This window comes from Serratia sp. CY84636 (assembly GCF_052166245.1).
Taxonomy (GTDB): domain Bacteria; phylum Pseudomonadota; class Gammaproteobacteria; order Enterobacterales; family Enterobacteriaceae; genus Serratia; species Serratia nevei.
In genome coordinates this window covers 1677187-1692926 of record NZ_JBJNOX010000002.1, presented here as the reverse complement: position 1 = coordinate 1692926, position 15740 = coordinate 1677187, and the positions used below count along the sequence as shown (strand labels likewise).

The following is a 15740-nucleotide window of genomic DNA, read 5'->3' as shown; positions in this document are numbered from 1 at the left end:
ACGACTGTTGCTGATTTACTTCTGCGCGAGTGCCTTTTCCAGCGTTACCAGTCGTGTTTCCAGCTCGATACGGGCTTTGCGCTCTGCATTACATTCGGCCTCTCGGAGCGCTCGTTCTTCCTTAAGCGCTTCAACCAGCAGCGCCACCACGCCGTTGATATTGATGCTACGGGCGTCTTTCAGCACGCTGCCATCATTGAGCTTCAGCTCGGTCTGGGTCACGGATTGGGGGAGAATTTCTTCCACTTCCTGCGCAATCACGCCGGCTTCTGGCAGCCCCTGTTTGAGGTAGGTGTAACCGCCGATATGGGCCAGCTTGTCCAGGGCGCCGTCAATTTTTGTGATATCGGTTTTCATGCGGGCGTCGGAACTGCTGTGCCAGCCGCCGTTGGCAAAAGCGTTACCATCATGACGAAATTCGTACCAGCCATTGGCACCACCATTACCAACATGGACCCCCATGAAATGATGCTGACCGATACGTTCATAGTGGTAGAGATTGGTGAACAGGTCGCCGGCGCCCTGCAGATGTAGCCCGTTCGTCACCCGCTCTGCATCGTTATTATTCTTGTTTCCGCTAATCCAAATCCATCCATCGGGGTTACGTTTAGTCAGTTGGCCCACAGACAGTTCCGCATTCGGCCTGACCTGGAGTTCGTTCCAGTTTCCCTGCCAGTCGCGGTAAGAGAGCAGGCCATAATCCTCTTTGCCGGCGACCACGCGTGACCCCATCAACATGGCCGTAGTGATGTTACCGCTGGTGAAGTCGGTATGTACGGCCGCCGCATCATAGACCTGCCCATTAATAAGTGGGGCTGGACCGGTGGTCGCGGTGGAGATGCCGGCATTATGCGACACCATCGCCCCGCCGGAGATATCTACGCCGTTGCGCAGCGCCACCCGACCGGAAGCCAGATTGAACGAGAAGGGGCGCAGCGTGTTCCACTGCCCGTCCTGGGCCTGCCCGTTTGGTGTGGTCAGGGCATAAAAATCTTTGCCGTCGTTACGCAACATCACGCCGGCGTTGCCGTTAGCCAGTCGAAAGCCGTTGGCAGATTTTGAGACGATTTCACCGTCGCTGATGACCCGTTTGCGAAGGGTGGTGAGTGATTTAAGTTCGGTGATGTCGTCGTTGACGCCACTCTGTACCTGGGCATTTTTCTTTTGTTCAGCCATGATAATTCCTCGGTTTATTAATAAGTTCCTGCCATGGAAATGGCGCATGGTAACGCTTTACAGACAGTTAACGACGCTACGCATTTAAGGCGAGGATGGTCAAAAATTACGAAAACTGTATGCATGAACAGTAGTTTGTGAGCATCAAGAATAAATATCAAATGATAATGATAATCGTTTGTTGTGTGGTGGATGAGACAAGAAAGAAGAACGGATGATTTCTGGCGATGACGTGATAACTTATTAATTTATAGATTAATAGTCATTTAAATTGACTGCTTAAGTGCGTTTGTTGTTCCGTTGCTCCCCACACCCATTTACTGCTTTGGCGATATGGGAACCGAGCATAAAACGCCAGCGGCAGGCCTGAAAATAGATGAACAGCCCGGCGTTCGCGCCGGACTGCGGGTTTGTCTTGGCTAGACGAGAATATCGGCGGAGGCGTCGACCTGCCCAACGATTTTAACCAGGAAATCAGGCTGGTTATGACCGGAGAGATTGATCGCCAGATCGGTGACATTCTGCTGCGAGTCATAATTCAGCGCCGCTTCATACAACGAGCCGCTTAAACTATTCACGAAGTGCAACTCGCTCCCTTCTGCCTTAGCCGTCTGGTTGATCCACGAGAGATCGATTTTATCCACCGCCGTCTGGAAATCACGGATCCAGTCCGGTGAGGCGGCTTGGCTGTCGCCGACTGCGCGGAAGACAAAGGTGTCCGCGCCTGCATTGCCCCAGAGCTGATCGGCGCCGCCGGCACCGTAAATGATGTCGTTGCCTGCACCGCCTTTTAGCGTATTGTTCAGTGCGTTGCCCACTAAAATGTCGGCGCCGCTGCCGCCGATGATATTTTCAATCTGCGCGCCGTAGGCGATGGCGATATTCGCCTTCAAGCCGCCCACATCTGAGAATGCGCCTTCGTTAATGTTGATTCGCTGATCTTGGTTGTAGCCTGAAAAATCCAGCGTGTCATTGCCGCCGGCATCCCAGATAGCCGCCACGATTTTGTCCGTGGACGTCTTAACGCTCAAAAAGTCTCTGTCCGTATTCGAGTTGAAACCATAGGTGGTATCGCCGGTGCGCGTGGTGGTATTCGCGCCGTACAGCTTCTGTATGGCGGTAATATCATCCAGCTGCGGCCCCGAGGGCCAAACGCCTTTATAGTCAGCGCTGGTGTATTGCTCGCTAAAATAGCTCATTAAAGAATATTGATGATCGTCTTCATAATACTTCGCCGAGTTGGTGTAGGTGGGGTAAGTCGCGTTGGAGGCATCATAGTTTCCGGGGTGGGAGAGCCCGAGCGCATGCCCTATTTCATGGGTGAGCGTATCCCTGGCATAGTTATTGGTCTGCGGATTCGAAGCGTCGTAGCCTTTGTTACCGCTGATCCATATCGTGCTTTTGAGATCGTTTTGCGTACTTTCATAGGAGGTGTAATTGCCTCCGCTGGCCGCCTTATAAAAACCAAACTTTATATCAGCGCTTTTGGCATCGGTGCCTTTGACCTCGGTGAAGGTGATATTGGCCACGTCCGACCAGGATTGCAATGAAAGCTTGGTTTGGGCTTGCTGCGCGGCGGTAAGCTGCGCGGCGCCCGTCTTGTCGCTGCCGGTATAGACGGGGAAAGAGTAGGTCAAGGTAGCCGCATGGTCGGTCACGCCTTTGCCATTGGCGGAATAATGGCTCCTCAGCAGCAGATCAGAAACCTCTTGCGTGGTATATGACGGTTTACTGCTCCCCGCGTGATCGCCTCTTTCATAACGGTTTATATAATCGGAAATCTTATCGGTCGCTAATGACATATCAAACTCCTTTGGACGTTGACAATATTGCACCTAACGCTCTATATGCTCGTACACAGGTTTGAAAATCAGGGATAATTAAGGTGATATCATTGGCTTGCCTCCTTGGTCTGGCTTGAATATCGCACTCAAGCGGGATATGTCCTTATCATTAATCACGGTGAGGAATTAATGGTGCGCAGTGGTTGGCTGAAAGCAGTATAGGCATAATTATTTTATTAATGAGTTATTCTTATATGAATCTTTTACATAAGATATGCGTAAAAGGCGTGCTTAAATAACCAGGTGGAATTAAACATTTATTTAATATTACTCTGTAATTGGATCGCGAAGTTTATGTGACTGATTTATCTTTTTGCTTTTCTTTGATTTTTATCTGTGAATGGCGGTGAGTACCCGCCATTGCCGTAATGCATATGGGCGGCTACTCGCCGGCGATCGACATTAATTGAGTACGGGATTATTAAGGGCGCCCGCGTACACCAATTAACTTGACTGATACTTAAAAACGGTAGGTGCCCTGCGCCAGCACGAAATTCATGTTTTTCAGCCCGGCATGCTGCTGCAGGCTGTGGCCGACGTCGAAGTAGACATAGGCTACCTTGAACTGGAGATCGCTGCGCGGCGTCCAGGTGGTTTCGACCTGATACTGGTTGCCGATAAAGCGCGAGCCTTGCTCGCTGCCTTTCACCGGGCGCATTGGCCCGAGGTAGAAGGCATCCTCACGGCGTTGCCGCCATAGCGCGTCCCAGCTGAAATCGATGGACAGGGTTTGCCACGGCGTAATCGTGACCGAAGGGTGGATGGCGATCAGGTTAGCCGGCGCCACCAGCCCGTTCTCGGTCAGGTAGGGCAGCTTGGGGTACATGGCGTTAAAGGTATTGAGCTGCCCATCGTGACCGTTTTTATCGCCGCTGGCGATGCCAATCTTGCCGCCGAAGCGCGGTTGCCAGCGCCAGTCGCTCACCGTATACCCGGCGTGCGCCGACGCCGACCAGGCGCGGATGTCGCGCTGTTCTGCGCTGCCGAACTGCCAGGCGGCCTCGTTGTCCCAGTCGAATCCCTGCGCCGCGCCGAAAATGCGCGCGCCGACGGTATAGCGCCGCTCTTGCCCGCTGAGCTGCGCGTAGTGGGCGTCGCTATCCTCAAAGCCGAAGGTGTAGAGATCGAGCGAGGAAGCCAGCGCGGCCAGCGGCGTGGTGCCGTACAGCCCCCACACCTTTTGGCTGTTGTCGGTATCGTCGTCGAAACTGCCGGTCTTGAGCGTAATGGGGTGGCCGATAAAGGCGTCGAGGCGGTTTTTGTCCTTGACCCAGCTGGCGCGGATAGCGTCGAAGGCGCGGCGTACGTTGGGGCCGTCGCGGGTGCCCAGCAGGTGCAGCGAGCCCAGCGCAATCTCCTGGCGACCGATCCGCAGGGTGCCGAGGCCGTAGGCGGTGGGCAGTTTCATATCCACATAGCCCTGGCCGAGGTAAGCATGATCTTCGTCGGTCGGCTTGCGCCCGCGGTCGCGCGGCGTGGCCAGCGACGATCCCACCTGCACATAGGCGCCGACATAGTCGCCGTAGTCGAGGCGCGCGCCAACCAGCAAGCGCTGCATGAAGGTGTCGTCGCGTCCGCCGTTCAGATCCCGCTGATCCGTCCATTCATAGCGCTCGCGCAGTGAACCGTCAAAAGACAGGGTGGCCGCATCGCCCAGGGGGATATTTTTCCAGGGAGACGCGGCGGGCTCCGCCGCCAGGGCGGGGAGCGTGGAGAACAGCAACAGTGCGGGAAGCGTGCGTTTCATCATGGATATCCGAAGAAAAAAGCGCGCCGCAGCGCGCCTTGGGTTTATTTAGCCGTCTGGTGAATTTCGGCGATGTAGCCGCCGGGGAAACGCACCAGCGCCGAGGCGCGGCGCTCCGCCGCCGTCGAACGCCACAGCACCTGCGCGCCGCTGGCCGTCGCTTTGGCCAGCGTGGCCGGCAGATCGTCGACGCCATAGCCGGTGCGCTCATGGCCGAACGGATAAGGCAGATGCCCGTCGGTGACGAAAATGCGCGTTTTGCCGAAGCGGGAGTCCAATTCGATCTGGCGGATCTTGCCGTTGTCGCTGCGGCCGATTGCCGCATCGCTGACCAGTTCGTCGCTCACGACCTTGCCGTGCGAGAACGCTTGGTAGCTTTTCAGGAAATCGTCGACGCGGTAGGCGGAGAGATACAGGCGGTTTTCCGGCACGCTCAGCAGTGGCTTGTAGTCAGGCGCCTTGGTGTGCCAATAGAGCTGCATGTTGACGCCGCCGGGCCACTGGATCACCGCGTCGCGGCCGATCGGATCGTCGAAAGGCGCAACCTGCACATCGGCGCCGGCGGCCCTGGCCTGGCGGATGGCGGCGTCCATATCCCTGACCAGAAAACCGTTGCGCTCGGTGCCGAACGGGTGCGGGATCGGCGTTTTGAAATCGAACACCGAGAAGCTGCCGGCCGGCGTCAGTATCAGCTGGGAGTAAGTTTCGCTCGGCGTGGGCGTGACGTTGACCAGCACGCGTTCGGTGCTGGTACCGCCGAATGTTTTCAGAATGCTGTCGACAAAGGCATCCATCTTGCCGCGTTCGACGTAAACATGTGTGGTGTCATATTGCGGCCCTACGGCGAGAGACGCCGTATCGGCCGCCCAGGACATTGCCGGGAGCAGCAGCGCAAGGGCCGATATCCTCAGCCGACGAGAAGAAATACCGATAATATGTTGCATGATGACCTCCAGGTAGCGGTTATTTTCCTGAGTAAAGTGTGATTCCCTATGACCTTTCCCGTCGGTTGAAAAATAAAAAAGAAAAGCGCAGTGCGCGGGGTGAAGCATTAAATAAGGGCGAGCGTCTGGCGCCTGGGAAAATATCACCCAGGTGCAGAACCTCTTTTTTATTGGCATAAAAACGGTGGGCGCTTTTGGCGGCCGGGCCCGCAGCCGCTAAGGGGCGGCGATGAGAATAAGGCCCGCCTTGGCGCATATTGAGGTGAATCGAGGATAATCCATAACGGTGTTCTCCTGGATGGGATATATCGCATTAGCCAGCTGAGTTTACGGTCTTCATTGCCGTCTAAATATAAATACAGCATTAAAAGAATTGCCGCCCATCAAATTTTTATATGACTTGTTGAGTAAATACGAATAAGCGGGTAAAGAGAATATCGCGGCGCCAGCCATGGCTCGCCGAAGCAGGCCGTTGAGGGGGCTTACGCCAGGTTTGGGCGATCGTCGTAAGGGTTATTGATGTTCTTAGCGGGAAGGAACAGCGCGAAGATCAGCATTACATAGGGTGTGAAGCAGAACCATGTCAGGCACCAACCACCGGAGTAACCCGCATCATGCAAACGGCGCACATTGGCCGCTAGCATAGGCAGCAGAAACGCCGCAAGCGCGAAAATGGAAATCTCATTCATCTTGCTGGCGATAACGGCGAGATAAAGCAGAAACCAAACGTGCTGGCACAAAAGCAGCATTGAGTAAGGCCCACGGCTTTCGCGGCCTGAGTAAGTGAAGGTCTTTTTGTAACTGCTGAAGAGCGGGTGAGCGCTGTCCGATGTCTTTATCATGCCATCTCCTTGGCTGCGGTTAGCCAACGTTAGCACGAGATTGCGATAAAGATATGCATCAATGATTAAAAAGCCCGCCAGGTTTACCGTGGCGGGCTTTGTGCTGTCGCTTAGTTACGCCAGATCGAAACGATCGAGGTTCATCACTTTGTTCCAGGCGGCGACGAAGTCGTGGGCGAACTTCTCCTGCGCGTCGGCGCTGCCGTAGACTTCGGCCAGCGCGCGCAGCTGCGCGTGTGAACCGAACACCAGATCGACGCGGCTGCCGGTCCACTTGACCGCACCGCTGCGGCGATCGCGCCCTTCGAACAGGCCGTCTTCACCGACCGGGTGCCAGGTGGTGCCCATGTCGAGCAGGTTGACGAAGAAGTCGTTGGTCAGCGCCTGCGGCCGCTGGGTGAACACGCCGTGCTGTGTGCCGCCGACGTTGGCACCGAGCACCCGCAGCCCGCCGACCAGCACCGTCATTTCCGGCGCGGTCAGGGTCAGCAGCTGCGCCTTGTCGACCAGCAGCGTTTCGGCCGGCACGCGGTATTTGCCCTTCAGGAAGTTGCGGAATCCGTCGGCGAGCGGCTCCATCGCTTCGAAGGAGTCCACGTCGGTCTGCTCCTGCGAAGCGTCCATGCGGCCCGGCGCGAACGGCACCGTCAGGGCCAAACCGGCGTTCTTCGCCGCCTGTTCCACGCCCGCGGCACCGGCCAGTACGATCAGATCTGCCAGCGAGACGCGCTTGCCGCCGGTCTGGGCATCGTTGAAGGTGCGTTGGATGCTCTCCAGCTTGGCCAGCGTCGCGGCGAGCTGCGCAGGCTGGTTGACCGCCCAGTCTTTTTGCGGCGCCAGGCGAATGCGCGCGCCGTTGGCGCCGCCGCGTTTGTCGGAACCGCGGAAGCTCGAAGCGGAAGCCCAGGCGGTGGAGACCAGCGCCGACACCGGCAGGCCAGAAGCCAGCACGGCGTTTTTCAGCGCGGCGATGTCCTGCTCGTCGATCAGCGGATGATCGACCGCCGGGATCGGATCCTGCCAAATCAGCTCTTCCTGCGGCACTTCCGGGCCGAGGTAGCGCGCACGCGGCCCCATGTCGCGGTGGGTCAGCTTGAACCAGGCGCGGGCGAAGGCGTCGGCCAGCTCCTCCGGGTGCTCATAGAAGCGGCGCGAAATCTTCTCGTAGGCCGGATCGAAGCGCAGCGACAGATCGGTGGTCAGCATGGTCGGGCGGCGTTTCTTGTTCGGATCGAAGGCGTCGGGAATGGTTTCACCGATGTCTTTCGCCACCCACTGATGCGCGCCGGCCGGACTTTGGCTCAGCTCCCATTCGTATTCGAACAGGTGGCGGAAGAAGTCGTGGTTCCACTGGGTTGGGGTGGTGGTCCAGGTGACTTCCAGGCCGCTGGTGATGGCGTCTTTGCCGACGCCGGTGCCGAAGGTGCTGTGCCAGCCGAGGCCCTGCGACTCCAGCCCGGCCGCTTCCGGATCGGCGCCGACGTTAGACGCCGGGCCGGCGCCGTGGGTCTTGCCGAAGGTGTGGCCGCCGGCGATCAGCGCCACGGTTTCTTCGTCGTTCATCGCCATGCGGGCGAAGGTTTCACGGATGTCGCGCGCGGCGGCCACCGGATCGGGGTTGCCGTCCGGGCCTTCCGGGTTGACGTAGATCAGGCCCATCTGCACCGCCGCCAGCGGGTCTTCCAGGTCACGGTCGCCCGAGTAGCGGCTGTTTGGCCCGCCGCTCAGTTCCAGCCAGATCTTCTCCGAACCCCAGTAGACGTCGTCCGGCTCCCAGGTGTCGGCGCGGCCGCCGGCATAGCCGAAGGTTTTAAAGCCCATCGATTCCAGCGCCACGTTGCCGGTCAGGATAATCAGGTCGGCCCAAGAGATATTGCGGCCGTATTTCTGTTTGATTGGCCACAGCAGGCGGCGCGCCTTGTCGAGGCTGACGTTGTCCGGCCAGCTGTTGAGCGGCGCGAAGCGCTGCTGGCCTTCGCCCGCGCCGCCGCGGCCGTCGCCGATGCGGTAGGTGCCGGCACTGTGCCAGGCCATGCGGATGAACAGGCCGCCGTAGTGGCCGAAGTCCGCCGGCCACCATGCCTGCGAGTCGGTCATCAGGGCGTGCAGATCCTGTTTGACCGCCGCCAGATCGAGACTGTTGAAGGCATCGGCGTAGTTGAAGTCTTTGTCCATCGGATCGGACAGGGGGGAGTGCTGATGCAGCGGTTTCAGGCTGAGCTGATTAGGCCACCAATCCTGATTGGTGGGGCCGTCTTGCGGTGCGGGCTGCTTGCCGCCCGAAAACGGGCATTTGCTTTCAGTTGTCATAATGCGCTCTCTGCTTCCGTAAAGGTGCTCCAGCCGCCGGGCGTGGAGCGGTTAACAAGGCATGCGGGTCAGGCTTGCGTCGGGTGTTGCGCTAAGTAACTGAACTCAATGGAATCACATCGCCCCGGCCGCTAACGGGCACAGGGCGACTCATGGCTAAGCTTAGTCAGCGGCGGCGGAGAGATAAAATAGGAATGAGTGAATATTGCGATAGCTTGCGGCGATTTATGGGGGTGTTATTGATAGCCAGCACGCCGCCTTATCGACGCCGCAACATCACCTTGAGCACCGCGTCTGCCAGCTTGCCGAACGGTGCACGCAGCAGATCGGTGAAGTGCCAGCGGCTTTGGATGAAGACGCCCTTGGCGTGGCTCAGCGCCCGGAATCCTTCAATGCCGTGATAGGCCCCCATGCCGCTGGGGCCGATGCCGCCGAACGGCAGATCGTCCTGGGCAAAATGCAGCAGGGTGGCGTTGACGCTGACGTTGCCGGAGGTGGTGCGCGCCAGCAGCCTGTCCTGCAGCGTGCCGCCTGGGCCAAAGTAGTACAGCGCCAGCGGGCGCGGCCCGGCGTTGATAACGTCGATCGCTTCATCAAAGGCGGCGTAGGTGCGTATCGGCAGCAGCGGCCCGAAGATCTCCTCTTGCATGATCCGGCTGTCGTCGGGGGCGCCGACGATCAGCGTGGGGGCGAGGGTTTTCGGCCGTTCCGCCGCCGAGTTCGGGCGATGGCCGACCGGATGGATTTGCGCGCCGCGCGCCTGGGCGTCGGTGAGCAGATCCTGCAAACGGTGGTAGTGCCTGTCGTTGATGATGGCGCCGTAGTCATGGCTCGTCGGCCCGTCAGGGTAAAACGCTTTGACCGCCGCGTCGTAGAGCGCGATGAAGTTTTCCACATCGTCCTGATGGATTAACAGGTAATCGGGTGCGATGCAGGTTTGGCCCGCGTTCGACAGCTTGCCGAACACCAGGCTGTTAACGGTTCTGGCGGTGAGCGCGCCGGGCGCCACGACGGCGGGGCTTTTGCCGCCCAGCTCGAGCGTCAAGGGCACCAGATTTTTACCGGCCGCCTGCATGATCTGGCGGCCGATCGTCGTGCTGCCGGTGAACACCAGGTGATCGAACGCCAGTGTGCTGAACCCGGCCCCGACGTCCGGCCCGCCGGTTACCACCGCGACCTCATCGGCGGGAAACAGCGCCGCCAGCATGGTTTCGATGAGTTGACTGGTGCGCGGCGTGAGTTCCGAAGGTTTCAGCATCACGCGGTTGCCGGCGGCCAGGGCGGTGGCCAGCGGGATGAAGGTCAACGAGAAGGGGTAGTTCCACGGTGCCATGACGCCAATCACGCCCTTAGGTTGGTATTGCACGTAGGCGCGCCCGGCCTGGTACGGCAGGGCGACGTGGCGGCGTTCCGGCTGCATAAAGCGCTTCAGGTGGCGCAGCAGATAATCGATCGCCTGCACGGTGACCAGGATCTCCAGAATGTCGGTTTCGTAAGGCGAGCGGTGGCCGAAGTCCGCGCTGACGGCCGCCGTCAGCGCACCGCGCTGGGCCAAAATGGCGCTCCGCAGGCGGCGCAGGGCGGTTTTGCGCTGAGCGATCGTCGGTGCGCCGTCGCGCAGGAAGGCATGGCGCTGGGCGGCAAGCCGTTGCTCCATCGTCATGAGGATGTCATCTCCCTGCACTTGAATTCTCCTGATGCCGAGTGAAAGCGGGAATGCGGTTTGCCGAATCGTGTTTGACCTTAAAGTGAGCTTTAAACCTATACTCGTTAAATGATCAACGCAAGATCGTCGGCCAACCGGGATGAGGGAGCCAGAGATCCCGGCGCCGTGCGCAGTATAAACCTTCTTTTTTAACCATAGTGTAAATGGGAGAAACGACATGGGTTACGTAACAACCAGCGATGGCGTCGAGATTTTCTACAAGGATTGGGGCCCCAAAAACGGCAAGGTTATCTACTTCCACCACGGCTGGCCGCTGTCCAGCGACGACTGGGATGCCCAGATGCTGTTCTTCGTGAACAAAGGGTTCCGCGTGGTGGCGCACGATCGCCGCGGCCACGGCCGCTCCAGCCAGGTGTCGGAAGGGCACGACATGGACCACTACGCCGATGACGTCGCCGCGGTGGTAAAACACCTGGGCGTGCAGGGCGCGATGCACGTGGGCCACTCGACGGGCGGCGGCGAAGTGGTGCGCTATATCGTGCGCCACGCCGAGGACAAGGTGTCCAAAGCGGTGCTGATCAGCGCGGTGCCGCCGCTGATGGTAAAAACCGACGCCAATCCGCAGGGCACCCCCAAAGCGGTGTTCGATGATTTCCAGGCGCAGCTGGCCGCCAACCGGGCACAGTTCTATTACGACGTGCCCGCCGGCCCGTTCTACGGCTATAACCGCCCGGGCGCCAAACCCTCTGAGGCGATTATCTGGAACTGGTGGCGCCAGGGTATGATGGGCGGCGCCAAGGCGCACTACGACGGCATTGTCGCCTTCTCGCAGACCGATTTCACCGAGGATCTCAAGAAGATTGCCATTCCGGTGCTGGTGATCCACGGCGACGACGATCAGGTGGTGCCTTATCAGGACTCCGGCGTGCTGTCGGCCAAGCTGGTGCAAAACGGCACGCTCCATACCTATAAGGGCGGGCCGCACGGCATCCCGACCACCCATGCCGATCAGGTCAACGCCGATCTGCTGGCGTTCGTGAACAGCTAAAGACTCAACGCGTCGCGAGCCTCGCCCCTCACCGGACGGGGCTTTTTATTGGCTGCGGGAGAGCGGATCACCAATGATAGCTGATGCCCATATCGAGCTTGTCCGACGCATCGACGCCGGCCGCGTGCTGCGAAAGGTTATTGAATTCATAGTTAATGAACACCTGCATATTGCCGTTGAGCAACCAGGTGACCCCCAACTCCTCATAGTTCAATAAGTCCGTGTTCCGGCCTGCCCGGGCCTGTATCAAGCGGGTATAGCCGATGTTGGGTTGAATATGGTCCGTCAGCCGATATTTGGCGAGCGCTTCATAACTTGACGCCGAGCCGCGGTTAGCGGTTTGTTGCGGGCTGATGGCGTTGTCGCTTTGGGTGAACACGGCCGCAAGATAGATTTTTTTCGACGCATAGAGAACCCCTTCGGCCAGCGTGTCGATGCGCCGGCGATAACCGGCGGCGTGTTGCTGCCGCTGCGTGGTTTGAGACGCTGAGGCGGCGGCGATGAGGCTGAGCGTCGGCGTCAGCGCATAACGGAACGAGGCGCCGAATCCGTTGCCGTTTTGTTTGCCCGGCGCTTGCCGTTCGTCGCCGTCTTTGAACTGGTATTGCAGCGCGAGGGCGGCGCGCCGCTGAAACAGGCTGAAAGTTTGGCGGTAGGTGAGCAGGTTATGCGCCCGGCCGCGCATAAAGTTGTCGATGTAGTTGTAGGCCATCTCTCTAAACAGCGGGGAGCGATCGGTCAGGGCGGTCACATCATAAAGCACGCCCCAGTTGCGGCCGATATCGAGGCTGCCCAGGGCGGCGTTTTGCACGCCGATATAGGCGAGCCGGGTGCTGTTGCGCGTCGCGTCGGCGAAGCTGACGGTATATTCCCAGTGGGCGTAGGCCTGCCAGCGCGGCGCGATCTTTTTTTTGCCTATCAGGCCGAAATAGAGGTAGCTGCGGTCGCCGTCGTCGCGTTCGTTGTGGCCGCTGTAGCGTCTGGCGATAATCGTGCCGTAGAAATTCAGGCTGTTTTGCTGCGATCCCGTCAACGACACGGCGAAGGCGCCGCGCGGTAACAAGGCCAGCAGGGGGAAAAGCATGACCGCCGAAAAATAACGAGGATTGCGTTTTATCATGATGGCACCGTCCCTGTGCGCGGCAAGCCCGTGAGCTTGCCGCCCCGGCGAAGCTTAAGCGTGCGTTTCGCGTTTAAAGTAGCTGACGATCCCCTGAGCGATCGCCGTGGCAATTTTATTTCGGAAGGCGGGGGTGCCGAGCAGCCTTTCTTCCTCAGGGTTGGTGATGAAAGAGGTTTCCACCAAGACGGAAGGAATATACGGGGACTTTAAGACCACGAAGGCCGCCTGTTCGGTATTTTTGGCATGCAGATGATGGATGGGCGCAATATGTTGAATCAGGTGCGAGCCCAGCGCCAGGCTTTCTTTGATCGTTTCCGTCTGCTCCAAGTCAAACAGTATCTTCTGCAAATAGCGGTCTTTCTTGATGACGTTAGGGCCGGCGAGATCGTCCGCCGCGTTTTCACTGTTCGATAAGTATTTCGCCATCGCGCTGCTGGCGCCTTTATTGGAAAGCGCAAAGACCGAAGCGCCGCAGGCGCTGGGGCAGGTAAAACCGTCGGCGTGGATGGACATGAAAAGATCCGCGCCATGCCGGTGCGCGATCTCCACCCGATCGTAAAGCGGAATAAAAACGTCGCTGTCGCGCGTCAGGCGGGCATCGATGCCGTGTCGATCGAGCTGTGCACGCACATTTCTGGCGATCTCCAGAACGACATGTTTTTCCAGCGAACCGGTGTGGCCAATGGCACCGGAGTCGATGCCGCCATGACCGGGATCCAACATGACCAGGAATCTTTTTCGCGCACCGTGAGGCTTGGGGCGCGGCAGGCCGTGGGCGTGAGCCAGCGGGGAAACGGCGCCGTTCAGCGCCAGGGCCGCCAGCCCTGCCAACATCATTCTGCGGCGAGATAACCGGGTGTTCAAAAGGTCCGTCTTAGCCATAAGGGTAACCAGCATAAAAGGAAAGGGTGTTTTTGTTATAACATAACAATTCCGTGCTTCGGCGGGGTTGTCTGTTAGCGGCTGTTACTTTTAATGTCATTCCTTAAGTTCACTGGTTTTTTATACTGCATTTATTTTGTTTATTGAATGTTCGTATTGATATTTATTTGTTTTGTATTTGTTAATTCTTATTTTGACACACTATTTAATCTAATATTTCAAATGAGATTTATTCTCCTTCTTAATTGATATGTTATAACGTAATTAATAAAACGGATAAAAAACGGGGTCTTTGCCGCCGGCATGAAGCCACTCACGTTTTTGGAGCGTTAACATGACTTTTAAACACCAGGAAAAAGAGACATTAAATATATTCGCCGTTCTCGCGGTCTCGTTAAGCACGGTCATCGCCATGCTCGACAGTACCATCGCCAACGTGGCACTGCCGGTGATCGCCAAAGATTTCGGCGTTTCCGAATCGGCCTCCATCATGATTATTAATGCCTACCAGTTTGCCGTCGTCGCCTCTTTGATGCCCTTCGCGGCGCTGGGCCGCGCGGTGGGCAATAAAAAGATCTTTATAGCCGGGGTGGTGCTGTTCGCTTTTTCATCCTTGGGCTGCGCGCTGTCTACGACGCTGACGATGTTGACGGCGTTCCGAGTAATACAGGGCTTCGGTGCGGCGGCGGTACTCAGCGTCAATGCGGCGCTGATCAAGGAGATATACCCGGAAAGGCTGCTTGGGCGCGGCCTGGGCATAAACGTGATGGTGGTGTCGGTTTCGGCCGCCGCCGGGCCGTCCATCGCCTCGGCGATACTTTCTCAAACGAGCTGGAACTGGCTGTTTACCATCAATGTTCCCATCGCCTGCCTGTCGCTGTTGCTGAGCCTGATCTTCCTGGCCCCCCGCGAGCGACGCAGCGGTGGATTCGACAGCGGCGGGGCTCTGTTGGTGTTTGTGCTGTTCATCGCTTTCTCGCTCAGCACCATGAGCATGACCACCCACCATCTGCCGGCGGCGGCGCTGAGCTTTGCGGTATTCGCCGGGCTGGCCGGGTTGCTGTATATCAATCAGAAAAGAAAGGCCAACGCCGCGCTGATCCCGATCGCGATGCTGCATAATCCGACGCTGTCATTGTCTTTGCTGATGTCGATGCTGTCTTACAGCACCCAGCTTTTGGCTTTTGTATCGCTGCCTTTCTATTTCCACAATGTCCTGCAAAGAAACGTGGTGGATATCGGTCTGTTGCTGACCGCCTGGCCGCTGGCCACCATGGCGTCTTCGCTAATTTCCGGCGATTTGGCCAAGAAATACGATCCCAATCTTGTTGCCCTCTCGGGCCTTGCCTGTCTGCTGGCAGGCATGCTGCTGATGGCCAATCTGCCCAGCGATCCGTCGAATGGGGCGATCGTATGGCGCGTGGCGCTGTGCGGCATCGGTTTTGGCCTGTTTCAATCACCGAACAACCTGCTGATCATGACGTCGGTCTCCCATGAAAACAGCAGCATCGCCAGCGGCCTGTTGGGCAGCTCCCGGCTGATTGGGCAAATCGTCGGTTCGGCGTTAGTGGCGATTTTCTTCAATATGCGCGGCGCGCAAGCGACGAATATCAGTTTAATGGCGGGGGCGGCATTCTCGTTCCTTTCTCTGGTCGTGAGCTATATGCGCTTCAAGTCCGCCGTTACGTTAAAAACCAGCAAATAGAAGCACGAGGTTTCCCATGCGATTTGTCCCATTAGTGCCGTTGGTTATCGGGATGGCGGCGTTTTCCCTTGCCGGCTGCACGACCTACCACGACGTGGCATTGCAACAACAAGAGGCGGGGCTCAATAGCCCGTATTACCTGCTGCAGCCGCCGGTCTATGTCGGCGACCAGTTGAAATATGGCCTGAAGGACGGCAGCGGCGGCGAGCTGACGGTAGCAAAGGTTGAACCTAAAGACATCGTCGCCGACAGCGGAAAAATCATTCCTCTGTCGCAGCTTTCTTTCCTGCAACGAAAAGACCTTTCCACAGGGAAAACCGCCGCGTTGGTCGGCGGCGGCGCGGTCGCCACCACGGCAATCGTGTTTGTGGCCGGGATCACCATTATGGCAGCAGGCATCGCCGCATCGGCCTAATACAGCCCATTGACGCGCGCCGCCGAGCGTGCGCGCAG

12 protein-coding genes are annotated in these 15740 nt (G+C 58.0%); 3 read left to right on the top strand and 9 right to left on the bottom strand.

From position 1 onward, the window contains the following. Positions 1-15: 15 nt before the first annotated feature. The 7 genes from ACJ8QI_RS12465 to ACJ8QI_RS12435 all read right to left on the bottom strand — a co-directional run bounded on the left by ACJ8QI_RS12465 (position 16) and on the right by ACJ8QI_RS12435 (position 10526). Positions 16-1176 (bottom strand): phage tail fiber protein, encoded by a 1161-nt coding sequence (locus ACJ8QI_RS12465; RefSeq protein WP_442532588.1) that lies wholly within the window; start codon positions 1174-1176, stop codon positions 16-18. Positions 1177-1595: 419 nt separating this feature from the next. After that, the gene (locus tag ACJ8QI_RS12460; RefSeq protein WP_442532587.1) at positions 1596-2978 is read right to left on the bottom strand and encodes a serralysin family metalloprotease; all 1383 of its coding nucleotides are present in this window, start codon (positions 2976-2978) and stop codon (positions 1596-1598) included. A gap of 502 nt (positions 2979-3480) precedes the next feature. Then, a complete protein-coding gene (locus tag ACJ8QI_RS12455; protein WP_442532586.1) occupies positions 3481-4770 on the bottom strand; it encodes an alginate export family protein in 1290 nt (429 codons plus the stop codon). 41 nt (positions 4771-4811) lie between these two features. After that, positions 4812-5711 carry a glyoxalase gene (locus ACJ8QI_RS12450; protein WP_442532585.1) on the bottom strand — a complete coding sequence of 300 codons (900 nt, stop codon included), beginning with the start codon at positions 5709-5711 and terminating at the stop codon, positions 4812-4814. Positions 5712-6193: 482 nt separating this feature from the next. Further along, positions 6194-6553, bottom strand: a complete 360-nt coding sequence (locus ACJ8QI_RS12445) for a DUF805 domain-containing protein (RefSeq protein ID WP_060420345.1) — start codon at positions 6551-6553, stop codon at positions 6194-6196. 114 nt (positions 6554-6667) lie between these two features. Beyond that, positions 6668-8863, bottom strand: a complete 2196-nt coding sequence (katG, locus tag ACJ8QI_RS12440) for a catalase/peroxidase HPI (RefSeq protein ID WP_149571238.1) — start codon at positions 8861-8863, stop codon at positions 6668-6670. Positions 8864-9122: 259 nt separating this feature from the next. Beyond that, positions 9123-10526: a coniferyl aldehyde dehydrogenase gene (locus tag ACJ8QI_RS12435; RefSeq protein ID WP_442532584.1), complete on the bottom strand. Its 1404-nt coding sequence runs from the start codon at positions 10524-10526 to the stop codon at positions 9123-9125. A gap of 220 nt (positions 10527-10746) precedes the next feature. On the opposite strand from ACJ8QI_RS12435, the gene ACJ8QI_RS12430 reads away from it, so the two are divergent. Further along, entirely contained in the window at positions 10747-11577 is an 831-nt protein-coding gene (locus tag ACJ8QI_RS12430; RefSeq protein WP_442532583.1) for an alpha/beta fold hydrolase, read from the top strand. A 67-nt stretch (positions 11578-11644) separates the two neighbouring features. Here the strand turns inward: ACJ8QI_RS12430 and ACJ8QI_RS12425 are convergent, their stop codons facing one another. Together ACJ8QI_RS12425 and amiA are read right to left on the bottom strand one after the other, a co-directional pair. Continuing rightward, positions 11645-12697, bottom strand: a complete 1053-nt coding sequence (locus ACJ8QI_RS12425) for a porin (protein WP_442532582.1) — start codon at positions 12695-12697, stop codon at positions 11645-11647. A 54-nt stretch (positions 12698-12751) separates the two neighbouring features. Continuing rightward, positions 12752-13582, bottom strand: a complete 831-nt coding sequence (gene amiA, locus ACJ8QI_RS12420) for an N-acetylmuramoyl-L-alanine amidase AmiA (RefSeq protein ID WP_149571236.1) — start codon at positions 13580-13582, stop codon at positions 12752-12754. A 334-nt stretch (positions 13583-13916) separates the two neighbouring features. Here amiA and ACJ8QI_RS12415 point away from each other — a divergent pair, with 334 nt between their 5' ends. Both ACJ8QI_RS12415 and ACJ8QI_RS12410 read left to right on the top strand, forming a co-directional pair. Beyond that, a complete protein-coding gene (locus ACJ8QI_RS12415) occupies positions 13917-15287 on the top strand; it encodes an MFS transporter (protein WP_442532581.1) in 1371 nt (456 codons plus the stop codon). A gap of 16 nt (positions 15288-15303) precedes the next feature. Beyond that, complete coding sequence (locus ACJ8QI_RS12410) at positions 15304-15702, top strand: hypothetical protein (RefSeq protein ID WP_442532580.1); 399 nt, start codon at positions 15304-15306, stop codon at positions 15700-15702. The last annotated feature ends 38 nt before the right edge of the window (positions 15703-15740 follow it).